General features: G+C 71.6%; 8 protein-coding genes. 1 reads left to right on the forward strand and 7 read right to left on the reverse strand.

The window, feature by feature from the left end:
• Window positions 1-16: 16 nt before the first annotated feature.
• Window positions 17-757, forward strand: coding sequence for a class I SAM-dependent methyltransferase (locus tag Q9G87_RS26645; protein WP_305919204.1), 741 nt, complete (start codon window positions 17-19; stop codon window positions 755-757).
• Here Q9G87_RS26645 and Q9G87_RS26650 read toward each other — a convergent pair.
• From Q9G87_RS26650 to Q9G87_RS26680, 7 genes are all read right to left on the reverse strand, one after another.
• On the reverse strand, window positions 698-1,702 hold the full coding sequence (locus tag Q9G87_RS26650; RefSeq protein WP_305919205.1) for a DUF3068 domain-containing protein: 1,005 nt from the start codon (window positions 1,700-1,702) through the stop codon (window positions 698-700). The two genes, Q9G87_RS26645 and Q9G87_RS26650, sit on opposite strands and share 60 nt — an antisense overlap.
• On the reverse strand, window positions 1,699-3,549 hold the full coding sequence (locus Q9G87_RS26655; RefSeq protein ID WP_305919206.1) for a hypothetical protein: 1,851 nt from the start codon (window positions 3,547-3,549) through the stop codon (window positions 1,699-1,701). The genes Q9G87_RS26650 and Q9G87_RS26655 overlap by 4 nt, the downstream gene beginning before the upstream one ends.
• Complete coding sequence (locus Q9G87_RS26660) at window positions 3,546-7,697, reverse strand: alpha-(1->3)-arabinofuranosyltransferase domain-containing protein (RefSeq protein WP_305919207.1); 4,152 nt, start codon at window positions 7,695-7,697, stop codon at window positions 3,546-3,548. Before Q9G87_RS26660 ends, Q9G87_RS26655 begins: the two co-directional genes overlap by 4 nt.
• Window positions 7,694-8,908: a glycosyltransferase family 4 protein gene (locus tag Q9G87_RS26665; RefSeq protein WP_305919208.1), complete on the reverse strand. Its 1,215-nt coding sequence runs from the start codon at window positions 8,906-8,908 to the stop codon at window positions 7,694-7,696. Before Q9G87_RS26665 ends, Q9G87_RS26660 begins: the two co-directional genes overlap by 4 nt.
• A gap of 86 nt (window positions 8,909-8,994) precedes the next feature.
• Window positions 8,995-9,126, reverse strand: a complete 132-nt coding sequence (locus tag Q9G87_RS26670; RefSeq protein ID WP_260477562.1) for a hypothetical protein — start codon at window positions 9,124-9,126, stop codon at window positions 8,995-8,997.
• Window positions 9,127-9,250: 124 nt separating this feature from the next.
• On the reverse strand, window positions 9,251-10,729 hold the full coding sequence (locus Q9G87_RS26675) for a hypothetical protein (RefSeq protein ID WP_305919209.1): 1,479 nt from the start codon (window positions 10,727-10,729) through the stop codon (window positions 9,251-9,253).
• Window positions 10,730-10,800: 71 nt separating this feature from the next.
• Window positions 10,801-12,978, reverse strand: a complete 2,178-nt coding sequence (locus Q9G87_RS26680) for an acyl-CoA dehydrogenase (RefSeq protein WP_305919210.1) — start codon at window positions 12,976-12,978, stop codon at window positions 10,801-10,803.
• Between the last annotated feature and the right edge of the window lie 27 nt (window positions 12,979-13,005).

Raw genomic sequence — 13,005 nt, forward strand, 5'->3', positions numbered from 1 at the left:
CAGTAAGCTCCGCGCCGTGGACACCCCCGAACCGTTCCGAGCGGATCTCGGCAGATCCGTCCGGTTGCTGCGTGCCTTCCGCCTGGAGCAGAGCGATCCGGATTTCTTCTACGGCACCCTGGCCAGTGACACGGTCGCCCAGCTGGCGACCTACACGGATCTGGCCGGTGCCACGGTGGCCGACGTGGGGGGCGGCCCCGGTTACTTCGCCGACGCGCTGCGTGCCGTCGGCGCCCGGCCTCTGTGCGTGGACTGCGACGCCGGGGAGATGCGCCTGCGCGACGGGGTGCCGCCGCGGGACTCGATCCTGGGCAGCGCCCTGGACCTGCCCCTCGCCACGGGCTCGGTGGATGTGTGCTTCTCCTCGAACGTGCTTGAGCACGTCCCCGACCCGCTCAGGATGGCGGACGAGATGGTCAGGGTCACCCGTCCCGGCGGGATCGTCTACCTGTCGTACACCGTCTGGCTCGGGCCGTGGGGCGGCCACGAGACCTCTCCCTGGCACTACCTGGGCGGCCACTACGCCGCCCGGCGGTACGCGCGCAGGCACGGCAAGCCGCCCAAGAACGTCTACGGCGAGAGCATGTACGCCATCGGGGTGGCCAAGCCGCTGGCCTGGGCCCGCCGGTGCCGCGACGCGGAGATCCTTGATGCGATCCCTCGCTACCATCCCCGCTGGGCCCGGCATGTCATCCACCTACCTGGCATCCGCGAGCTGGTCACCTGGAACCTGCTCCTCGTCCTGCGCCGCAGGTGAGCGCCGCCGCATGAGCCAAATGGCGGTCACCACACAGCCGGCGCCGAGCGCGCCGCCGCCCACCGGCGCGACCGTTCCCAGCAGCAGGATCCAGCGGCGGTAGGCGGCCGCGGTGTTCAGCGCCGCCACGACGTCGGTCTCGGTGGTGCGGAACGCCGCTTCCAGCGCGGTCAGCCGGCCCCGCCCGTCGGCCGTGACCAGCGTCTCCTCCACCTCGTCCAGTGTCTTGATCGGCTGGCCGCTGACCGGCTCCACCCAGTACGTGCGGCGGATCTCGGCGTACCGGCCCAGCCCGACGTCGCCCTTGCCCGGCAGCCCCATAAGGTGGCGCGGCAGCGGCGCGGTCTCGCCGGGGACGAGCCGGCGCGGTGTGCGCTGGACGTAGCGGTAGGTCTCGACGCCGCGCACCCGCTCCACCCCGTCGAACGCGGCCGTGACCGGCTGGCGCAGCCGCAGGTCGAACAGCGTGTAGTCGCGGCGCTGGGCGTTGAAGGGCCAGCGGAACGCCTGTCCCGACTGCTCGATCGAGGTGTTCTCGTCCAGGTATTCGCCGCAGCAGTTGACAATGGCGCCGGTGCGGCGGTCGAAGGCAAGGCGCCGCTCGTGGTAGTCCAGCCGCTCGCCGTCCCGCGTGGCCATGGAGATCGACTCGCCCCACACCGCGCGGTCGTCGTCACCGGCCAGCACATCGCCGATCAGCCACCGCGTCTGCACCAGCTCCCCCACCGCGGGCCGCATCGTGGCCGGGTCCAGGTAGGTCGCAGACTCCGCCACCGACCGGGTCATGCTCTGCTGCTCCAGCGGCGCCTTGAGCAGCTGGCCGTACACGTACAGGCGGGTCAGGGGGATGAGCGTCAGCAGGAAGGCGCCCACGCCGGCCAGCACCAGCGCGAGGTTCCTGCGGCTCGTGACGTTCATGGTGCCGGACTCGGGCACGTCGGTCATGGTCGCGGCACCGCCTGTCCCGGCGTCACGTCGCCGATGCACACGCCCGGCGGCATGTCGTGCACGACGATGCGGTCGGCGCCCGGCTCGGCGAGCATGAACACCTTGCCCAGGCCGGAGCGCAGTTCCACGTCAACGGCGCGCTCGCCCATCCAGAACGTGATCTTCGTGTCCGCGCGGGCGGCGTACCCGAGCTTCACCAGGGTGCCCTCCAGGCGGCTGACGCGATTGTCCAGCGGCACCTGCACGGTTCCGTTGGTGACCGGCCAGCACCGGTCCTGGGTCGCCGGGACGAGCGGGATTCCTTGGACGTCCCCGGGCCGCAGGTGGCCCTGGTCGTCGAAGACCATGCCGTCGAGCGCCGCGGGTGGCGCCTGCATTCTGGCCCTGAGCTGAGGTGTGGCCATGGCCCCCAGCACCCTGGAGGTCAGGCTGTAGGTCTTGTAGCTCGCCGGCAGCACCTCGGACGGCACGAGCCGGTCGTAGATCACGGTGCCGGGCGCCGCCCTGACCAGGTCGGCCCGTGCGTTCTCGATGTAGTGGTAGCGCCGATCCGCGCCCAGGTAACCGGTGAAGAGCGTGACCGTGACCAGCGACGCGCCCACGAACAGGCCGAGCGCCGCCCCGCAGATCCCGCTCACCCGTTCCCTGCCGGGCAGCATCCTCCGGTACGGCTCCGCCTCACCGGGAAGCGGCAGCAGCACGAGCCCGACGACCAGCGCGATCAGCGGTACGGCGTCGGCGACGTACCGCGTGTCCGTGCCGGCGAACGAGCCGAGCAGGTGAACCCGGCCCCACAACACCGGCAGGGCGTCGGCCACGAGCACGTACCCGAGCAACAGCGCCCAGGCCGGACCCGCCCGCCTGCGGTAGTACGCGGTGACCGCCACCACGGCCGCGAGGGTGACGAGGGAGGCGATCACGACCGGCAGGGGCGGCGAGGCCACTCCCCAGTCGCCGCCCGCGAACCACCGCCAGGGTCCGCCGAGCACGGTGGTGGCGAACGTCTTGCCAAGCAGCTCCCACAGGAACCCCGCGGCCTGGTCGAAGATCGGCAGAGCTCCGGTGTTGGGCGACGAGAGCGCCCGATACATGTAGAGCGCCCCGAAACCCACCAGCACGAGCAGGTACATCGACCAGGCCACCATGTACTTGCGCAGCGCGGTGCGCAGGCCGCCGTGGTAGAGCACCGTGAGCGCGAACAGCACCAGCGGCAGGGCGAACCCCTTGACGAACCCGAGCAGCCCGAACAGCACCCATAGCGCCGCGGCCACGGCGTGCCGGAGCCGCCCGGTACGCAGGTGCAGCCAGTGCGAGGCGATCGCCATGGGCAGGGCGATCTGCAGGAAGACGGTGTTGAGCGCCGCCGCCCACCACACGAGCGCCGGTACGGTGATCGGCGCGACGAGGAAGACCAGGAGCGGCGCGAGGATCGCCGGGCGCTCGCCGAACACGACGCGGAGCATCCGCAGGACGGCGAGGGCGGCACAGGCGTGCAGCACCAGGATCCCGCCGGCCGCGTACCCCCAGCCGAAGGGCTCCAGCCTGGACGTGAGCCAGGCCAGCAGGAAACCGCCCGGCATGAACTGGCCGAAGTGGATCCGGGTCAGGTAGTCGAAGGAGAGATCGTTCTCCATCGCCCTGGCCACGAACTCGAAGTCGTCCTCCTTGAAGTAGGAGCTCTGGACGATGGCCGTCTTCCAGGCCAGGGCCGCAGCGATGAGCACGAGAGCGGCCAGCAGGACACCGTGACGCCGCGCCCACCGGGACGCCGCGCCGGCGGTGCGGGCCATCGGGGCCGGGACGGTGAGCACGAACCCGGTGCGCGGCTTGGTGGTCTCGGTCATGACACGCTCGTCATGGTCGGGCCGCCGGCGGCGACGGGTACGGGGATCTCGATCCGCTTGGCCGGCGCCCGCCTGGCGGGGACCTCGGCGAGCAGCTGCGCCAGCAGAGGCAGGCAGAGCAGCTGCGGCCACAGACCGCCCACACCCACGGCGACCAGCACCGCGGCGGCCAGGTAGAGGACGACACCGGCCGGCGGGCCCAGCAGGAGGCGCCCGCGGGTCCGCAGGCGCCCGTGCTCGGCCTCGCGCAGCGGGCGCAACCGGGTTCCGAGCGCACAGACCACGCCGACGACGCCCGCGCCGGCCGGTCCGCCGACCCAGAACCCCAGGGCGACGGCGAAGGGCAGGACATGGGCCGGGCGCAGGCGAGCGGGCCGGATCGGCGCCAGGTGCCGCGGGGGCAGGCCCGTTCTCGCCAGGGCGAGGAGCGCCACCAGCAGCGCCAGGGCGCCGCCCGCGGCCAGCCCGGCCCGGTAGGCGCCGTCGGGCTCGTAGGTGAGCGTGACGGTGCCCACGGTGTACTCGGGCAGGAACCACGCCTGCCGCCAGCCGTCGAGCCGGACGGGTTTCAACTCGACCGCTCCCAGCTTGGCCCGCCACCCGGCGTTGAAGTTCTCGTTGACGACCAAGTAGGAGTCGACGGTGACGCCGACCTTGACCACGCGCTCGGCTGCGTCCCACGACTGCACGGCGACGTCGTTCATGTCCACGGGGTTCATGTCCAGGGGGACGGCGCGGACGCCCGGCTGGGGGCGGACGATGGCGGACTCGATGCGGTAGGGCTCTCCAGGGCGTACGGACATGCGGGACTGGCCGGCCGCGAGCCGCTGCGGCTCGCAACTCCTGAACGTGATGGGTTTTCCGATGACCACGTCGTTGAGCGTGCCATCGACGACCTCAGTGTGCACGGCGTCGCCGTCAATGGTGAGCGTCGGGCCGAACCCGCAGGGCATTCTGAGCGGGAAGCCGGTCAGCGCGCCGAGCGGGCGCACCCCGGGGAAGGCGATGTCGCTGATCTCGATGGAGCGGCCGCCGGACGCGCCGAACTCCAGCTTGACCTTCTGGGCCTCCATGGCGGGGAAACGGATGAGGCCGTCCTTGCCCACCCAGCTCTGCCGCACCCCGCCCTCGGCCCGGATCGTCACCCGGATGGGCGGAGCGCCGAGGTAGGAGTCGGGTGTGACGACGCGGATCTGCGACAGCCGCGTCCTGCGGGCCAGCTCGACGCTCAGCGTGGGACGCGGGTCGAGCGGATCGGCGAACCAGGCGGTCTTCGGGTCCCCGTCGAACGCCCACCGGCCGGCGGCAGCGCCGTGCTCGACCGCGGTCGAGGACGCCTGCACCTTTATGGCGTCGCCGGGCAGCGTGCTGAGCCGCTCGATGGCGGTGCGCTCGGTGAGCACCGCACGGCCGGAGACGGCGTACGAGCCGTCCTTCCTGACGGTGAACGAACGGTCGAAGCCGTTGCCGTCGTCGCCGAGGACCTCGTGGCCCTTGGCGCAGCTCCAGGCGACGGAGCCCTTGACGCATCCGGGGACGTCACCGGTCCTGCTTACCGCGACCGAGACCGGCTCGCCCGAGGCCGCGCCCGGGTCGGGCACGGTGATCGACCGTCCGGCCTGGACGCCGGGGATGGCCAGCTCGGTGATCCCGACGCGGCTGCCGAGCCTGCTCTGCGGCTCGTAGCCGGTGGCGGTGACCTTCACGCGCAAGCGGCTGATCGGGCCACTCGGCACCACCAGCTCCTGCGGGTCCGCGGTGGCGCGTACCCGCTGGCGCAGCGAGCCGGTGTCGGTCTCCACCGCCACTTCGCTGGGCGGGGGGCCGATGGGCGCGTTCTCGAAGGCCACCTTGATCGTGCCGACCGTCAGAGGCTGGGTGAAGGCGACCTCAAGCCACTCGCCGACCGCGCCGTTCCAGCCCGTGGACCGCCAGCTGGTCCGCCGGTCGCCGTCGAGGGCGGCGAAGGGCTGACGGGCGGGCTCTCTGGAGCGTGGGGACGCCGTGACATCGGCCTCGGAGCTGGACGCCGTGACCTTCGCGATCCCGGTGAGCGTCGCCGTGGCCAGGTATTTCTCCCATCCGGGATCGAGGATGTCGTTCGACGGCAGGTCGCCGCGGAACGGCTCGTCGGCGGTGAGCGTGGCGCTGGCGTTGCGGCGCAGGTCGGGGTAGGAGAGCTCGCGGCGGCGCAGGGTGTCGGTCAGCACCGTGTCGCCGGCGGGCACCTCGACCTGGCCCTGGTCGTCGTTGAGCAGGACCGGGCGGTCGTCGTCCAGGAGGCCCTGCTCGGCCAGGTCGAGCAGGGCCTCGGGGGCGCCTCCCACGCGGAGCGGGCGGGTGGCCTCGACGGTGCCGACGAGCGGCGCGGCGTCCGCCACCTTGTAGATCTCGACCGCGTGGTAGGGCTGGTCCACCCAGGCGGCCGCCTTGCCGTACTGGCCGATGCCGACGCCGGGCCCCATCTGGGCGGCGAGCGAGATGCCGGGCGAGTCCTCGAGTGCCTGGTGCACGCGGATCGGCCAGGCCGTGCCGATGGTGGCGCGGTCCAGGTCGTTGCGCACCACCAGGTATGTCACTCCCATGCGGCGCAGCGTGGCCGTGAGCCCCGCCGACCCCTCGCCGGCGGACAGGCGCTCGTCGATGGCGGCCATGAGCCGCGAGATGCCGGCCGACCCCCACGGCACAATGGTGTGCGTGGCCCAGCGGCCCTGCGAGAGCGCCTGCAGCGGCTCGTCCAGGGGCCGCCCCCAGAGGTACTCACCACGTTTGGCACCGGGCACGGCCAGGACCATCCCGTCTCCGGCGTTGCGCCCCAGCCAGGAGATGGTCTGCTTCCAGTAGTCGGGGATCGCGGTGAAGCCTCCGGCCGGCGCGAGCCCCGCGTACAGGATGGGCAGGGTCGACAACCCCATCAGCCCGGCAGCGGCGACGGTCAGCGGCGTTCGCCAGCGCAGCCGGACCAGTGACAGCAGCCCGGCGACGCCGAGCGCCACGGGCAGCCTGACCAGAGCGTCGAACTTGTGCAGGTTGCGGAAGACGGCGAGCGGGCCGTCCAGCAACTCGACCATGAGCTCGTGGTGCGGCGTGCCCGGGTGGCCCGTCGTGATGACGGCGACGCCGCACAGCAGGCTGATCAGGAGAAAGGGCCGCTCGGGCAGCCTGCGGAGGGTGAGGCCGGCGAAGCCGAGCGCCGCCACGGCCGCGGTGACCACGATCAGCCACGGGACCGTGGACTGCTGGTTGGCGTCGGGCAGCCAGGTCTGCCCGTCCACCGTCAGGAAGCTGAGCCAGCTCGACGTCCCGCGCAGCGCGTTGACCAGCGACGTGACGCCGGTCGTCGCGCTGGCCGTCTCGATGAAGGGCAGGAAGGAGAAGATGTAGCCGCCCAGCGTCAGCAGCGGGGCGGCCCACCACATCGACGCCAAGGCGATGAGCGCCAGCCACCATGCGGTCAGCCGCCACTTCTCCAGCCCGCCGCGCCTGGTGAGCAGGTACAACAGCGGGACGACGAGGACGGCGGCCTCGGCCACGGCGTTGACTCCGCCGCAGAAGAGGAAGGCGAGCGCGGACAACGCGGCCGCCCGGCGCGGTGACAACTCCCGCCTGGCCCCTTTGACCAGGGGGAGAACAATCCACGGCAGGACGGCGCTAGGCAGGAACTCCGAGGAGTTGATGCCGATGAGCGCCTGGGCGTGCGGCGCGAGCGCGTACACGAAGCCGGCAACCACGCGGGTGAGCGGGCCGCCGATGCCGAACGCGCGGGCCAGCTGGACCACGCCGAGGAACGCGGTGCACAACACCAGCGACATCCACAACCGCTGGACCGTCCAGGCCTCCATGCCGAGTTCGAGGCCGAGCGCGTAGAACGGGCCCATCGGAAAGAGGTAGCCGTAGGCCTGGTTCTGCAGGTGGCCGAAGTAGGCGCCGTCCCAGAGGTGCAGGGCCCGGCCGAGGAAGCCCAGCGGGTTGACCGCCATGTCGAGCTTGGTCTCGGGGATGATCTTCTCGGTCGAGGTGTTGAACGCGATGGCGCCGAGCAGGAGGCAGGATGCGAGCAGTCGCAGCCTGTGTCTGATCCGTGTCTCGTAGCTCTCGGCTGTGGACTCCGCGAGCTCCCCCCGGAGTCCAGGCGAGGCTTGGGTCACTGATAGGCTCCGCCGCAATCTTGGAGTTTTGCCAGGATAAGTCCGGTTATGCTAGCCCCCGTTCGAGCCCACGTAAATTCCCGCGCCCAGGCGCGGCAGGCGTCGGCCACCTCCGTCCGGCGGGCCGGGTCCGACAACTCCTTGAGCGCGCGTTCGACGACGTCCGGCAGGGTCTCCCCCTCACGCACGAGCCATCCGGTGACGCCGTGGCGTACGGAGTCGCGCAGCCCCGCCACGTCGTAGGCCACCGTCGGCACCCCGAGCGCGGCGGCTTCGATCACGGTCAGCCCCCAGCCCTCGAACTCCGAGGCCGTCACATTGAGCCGCGCCGCGGCGAGCAGCGCGTTCTTGCGTTCCTCTGGCAGGAATCCGTGCAGCACGACCCGCCCGCACAGCCCCTTGTCCGCGACCTGCCTGGCCAGCGGGCCCTGTTCGGGTCCGCGCCCGATGACGTGCACGGTCAGCCGCGGCCAGGCGGCGTGCAAATCGGCGGCCAGGTCGACGACCCGCTCGATGCGCTTGTGCCCGACCAGGCGCCCGGCGTACACGATCGCGGGGTCGCCATGGCCGGGCTCCGGCGGCCCGCCCTCGGGCGCGGCGCAGCCGTTGGGCACGATGGCGATCGCCGCGAGCCAGCGCAGCCTCTTGACCAGCTCCTGCTTGGACGACTCCGAGACCGTGATCGTCAGGCAGTTGCGGTAGAGCAGCCGGGCGACGGGCCCCTCGATGAAGCAGCCGATCCTGGCCAGCCACTGCGGGAGGAAGGCGTGAAACTGCCGGTCGTGGACGTGGTGCACGAGGCAGAGCACGGGGGTGCGGCGGCGTACCACGAGCGGTGAGAAGAAGGGGATGCCGTTCATCGTGTCGATCACGATGTCGACCGAGCGCCTGTGGAACAGGAGCCAGAGCGGCACCAGCAGGTAGACGAGATAGGGGTTGCCCATCCTCCGCACCTGGATGCCTTCCAGGGTCTCGGCGGGACGCTGCCCCCGCTGGCGGCCGGTCACGAAGACGACCGAGGCTCCCTGGGCCAGCAGGAACCGGCTGACCTGCCAGGCGTACTCCTCTGCGCCGCCGGCGGTCGACTGCCGGGGCTCGCGAAAATTCAGCATGGCGACGCGGACCCCCGCGAGCGGCTGCTCGTCCCCCGATGAATAGGTCAGCGCTGCCAGGCCTGCCGCCTCGGCCCGGTGTTCACCGGTAAAGACCACCGTCACTCCTCGTCAGCGGGCGTGCGGGCATGGCGGAGCCACACTCCGTGCTGCTGAGCTGGTATGGCCCCGTCAAGCGGGGAGGATCACCTGGTGCCGTAGTTGTAGAGCGGCTGGTTCGGCGGGGTCAGCGAAGGTGACGCCACATTCACCACGGCAACGGAAGCACCGACCGCCAGCAGAGCTCCGATGGCCAAGGCCACGAGAAGTCGCAACAACTGAGCACTCCTTCCGATCGGTGGCGCAGTGTGCCGAGACTAGAACGTGTTCCGGCTTGAATCCATAAGATTGGTCAAACCGTGATAAAGCAAGTTACTCTCTGGTATATCACGAAACGCCGGGTCAACGCCGCAGCAAGTGGAGCTCTTGGCCGCGGAAAATGGTCTTGAAGCCGGCCACCTCAAGCAGGAACCCGTTCTGACTTGCCGGCGCCAGGACGTACCTGACGGGCAGCCGAGCGTGATCACCGGCGGCCAGGAGCTCGCCTGCGCGCCGGTTGAGCGGGTCCTCGCCGAGCACCCGCAGCCGGCCGCCGTCCGGCAGCCCGACGTACAGCGAGTCGTCCCAGACGACCCGGCGCTCGAAGAGCTTCGTGGCCGGGTCCAGCACGATTCGGCCGCCGTTCCAGGCGAAGGCACGGTGCGCGCCCCAGGGCAGCGACAGCAGCGCTCCAGGGACGGGGTCGGCGTTGACGATCCGCTGCACGGCTGTCCACTCCGGCGGGTACGTGACCGCCGCCAGCCGCCCGAACCCCCCGAACGCGAGCGTGGGCAGCACCAGCACCGGCGCCACGATCCCGACCAGTGCGGGCGCCCCCTCCTTCAAGGCCGCGGCCAGGCCGACCGCGACCAGGAGGGCGAGCGGCGCGAGATAGACCTGGCCGTCGCGCAGCGGCCCGAATCCCGGCCAGAGGGCGATGAGCCACTTGAGCGCCTCGCGGCCGGCCGTGAACGCCCCCAGCGCCGCCAGGCAGAGCCCGGCCGCCGCGGCCACGGCCAACCCGCCCCACCACGCCGGCCGGTCCTGGGCGGCGCGGAGCCGTACGTAGCCGAAGACGCCCACCGCGACCAGGAGCAGGCGCGCGGTAGCGAGCCACCACGACTCCTGGCCGGGCAGCCCGGCGTCAGCGCTCCAGATGCCGCCCAGGGAGAGCAGGCTGCCCACGACGCCGAAGGGCCCGTCGGCGCGCGCCGCGAACGCGTCGACCCCCGCCGGGTCCGTCACCGCACCCGAGGCCAGCGCGGGAACCGCCCACGGCAGGCTGAACACGATCAGGATCGCGGCGACCACCGGCACTGCGCGGCGCGTGACGGCGATCGGCATCAGGGTGAGCGCCGAGACCAGCATGGCCTGGAACCCGCCGATCGCCGCGGGGAGCAGCGCCAGGGCGAGCCGGGTCCAGTGCATGCCCACGGCCCGCACCGCCCACGGCAGGCCGGCCACGCCGAGCAGCAGCGCCCACTGGCCGAGCATGAGCCGCTGCGCCAGATAGATGTTCCACGCGTAGCAGGCGGCCGCGACCAGCCGCGCCAGCCTGCGCTCCGGCGGCACCAGCGCCGCCGCGCCGGTCGCGGCCAGCACGAAGATCGCGACCAGCATGCCCTTCTGCACGATCTCCACGGGCAGCATCTGGGACAGCAGCGCCACGACCACGTCGCTGGGCACGGCACGGGGGAGGCCGCCGCTGTCGGGCAGGAGCGGCGGGTCGGGCACGAAGAGCAGGTCGTAGCGGAGCACCAGCCCCCAGCCCAAGGCCGGCCCCAGCGCCAGGACCGCCAGCACCACACCCAGGAGCACGGGTGACGACCGGTCGACAGTCACCGAGCACCGCCTCTCCCCTGCCCCGGACATTCCAGGCACAGGGGAGCGTAACCGCCGTAGCGTCACATGCGTTACTTGCCGGGCTCAGGGTCCCTCGGCAGGCCGAGCATCCGCTCGCCGATGATGTTGAGCTGCACCTCCGTGGTGCCGCCGTAGATCGTCATGGCCCTGGTGGCCAGCACCGCCCGGGTCCAGTAGCCGGCGTCGCCGAGCTTGGCGTCGGCCGCCGTCGTGGCGGCGGCGCCCAGCAACTCCACGGCCGTCTCGGAGACGTGCTGGGCGTGGGAGGTGGACAGCAGCTTGCGTACGGAGGCGTCCGCGCCCGGCTCGTTCCCCGCAAGCTGCTTGAGCGTGACCCGCAGCGAGAGCGCGTTGATCGAGTGGCCCTCGCAGACGACCGCCGCCACCGTCTGCGCCTCGGCCGGCGTCAGCTCGCGGCCGAGCCGCCCGATGAGGCCGAGCAAGTCGGGCACGGACGCGCCGGTGCCGCCCGAGCCGGACGACAGCGAGACGCGCTCGTTGGACAGCGTGTTGCGGGCGACCTTCCAGCCCTCGCCGACCTCGCCCACGACCAGGTCGTCGGGGATGAAGACGTCGTCGAGGAAGACCTCGTTGAACAGGTTCTCGCCGGTCATCTCGGTCAGCGGCCTGACGGTGACGCCGGGGGCCTTCATGTCGACCAGGAAGTAGGTGATGCCCTCGTGCTTGGTGCCCTCGCTGGAGTTGCGGGCGATGCAGATGCCCCACTCGGCCACGTGGGCGACCGAGGTCCAGATCTTCTGCCCGGTGAGCTTCCAGCCGCCCTCGACCTTCTCGGCCTTCATCTGCAGCGAGGCCAGGTCGGATCCCGCGCCGGGCTCGGAGAACAGCTGGCACCAGATCATCTCACCACTGAGCGTCTTGGGCAGGAAACGCTCCTGCTGCTCGGGGGTGCCGTACACGGCGATGGACGGCACCACCCACGCGCCGATGATCAGCGCGGGTGTGCGGACCTTGGCGGCCTTGAGCTCCTGTGCGATCAGGACCTGCTCCAGCGGCTTGGCGTCGCGACCCCACGGCTTGGGCAGGTGGGGCATGACGAAGCCGCGCGCGGCCAGCGCCCGCTTCTGCTCCTTGCCCTCGAGCCGGGCGATCTCCGCGATCTCGGCGCGGATGCCTTCGCGCAGCTCTTCCGCGTCCTCCGGCAGGTCGATCTCCATGTCGCGGGAGACGCCCTGGAGTGCCAGCGAGGCCACCGTGGCGGCCCACTCGGCCGACGAGCCGAGCAGGGCGCGCAGGGTGAGCGCGCGGCGGTAGTAGAGGTGCACGTCGTGCTCGAAGGTGTAGCCGATGCCGCCGAACGTCTGGATGGCGTCCTTGGCGCACTGGACCGCGGCGTCGGGGGCCATCACGCCGGCGATGGCGGCGGCGTAGTCCAACTCTTTCCCTTGCGCACGGGTGGCGTCCCACACCGTGGCGCGCGCCTGTTCCAGCGCGACCAGCATGCGGGAGAGCTTGTGCTTGATGCCCTGGAACTGCCCGATCGGGCGGCCGAACTGCACGCGGACCTTCGCGTAGTCCGCCGCGGCGGACAGGCACCAGGAGGCCAGGCCCGTGGCCTCGGCGCCGAGCAGGATCGCGGCGAGGTTGCGTACGTCGGAGCCCTGAACGCCGCCCAGAATGCCCTCGGCGGGCACGGCCAACTCCGACAGCTCGACCTTGGCCACCGGCCTGGTCAGATCGAGGGACTTGATCTCGGTGACGGTGGCGGAGGAGGCGTCGATGAGGATCCACTCCTCGCCCTCGGCCGTGGCGACCGGCAACACCAGCGCGTCGGCCAGCGAGCCGCCGAGCACGGGCTCGGCCGTGCCGGAGACGACGAGGGAGCCGTCCTCGGCAAGGGTGCCGCGCAAGTCGCCGGTCAGCGCGACGGCGCCGGTGCGGGTGCCGTCGGCGAACGATTCGAGGTGCTCGGGGCGCTTCGACGCGTTGATCACGGCGCTGGCCAGCACGGTCGGCACATAGGGGCCGGGGGCCACACGCTCGGCCAGGGCTTCGACGGCCACCGCCGTCTCCAGCAGCCCGTAGCCGGAGCCGCCGTATTCCTCGGGCACGTGCAGGCCGAGCAGCCCCTGCTCGGCGAGGCCGGCCCAGAACGGCGGACGCCCGTCCGAACCGGCGCGCGCGAGCTCCGAGGGGATGTTCCGCTCGGCCCAGCCGCTCACCGACTCGCGGAGCGCCTCATGCTCCTCGCTCAACCCGATCGCCATTGCTCATCCTCCAGCCAGGTCCGAGTC

It is taken from the genome of Nonomuraea turcica (assembly GCF_030718205.1).
In the GTDB taxonomy this organism is placed as follows: Bacteria; Actinomycetota; Actinomycetes; order Streptosporangiales; family Streptosporangiaceae; genus Nonomuraea.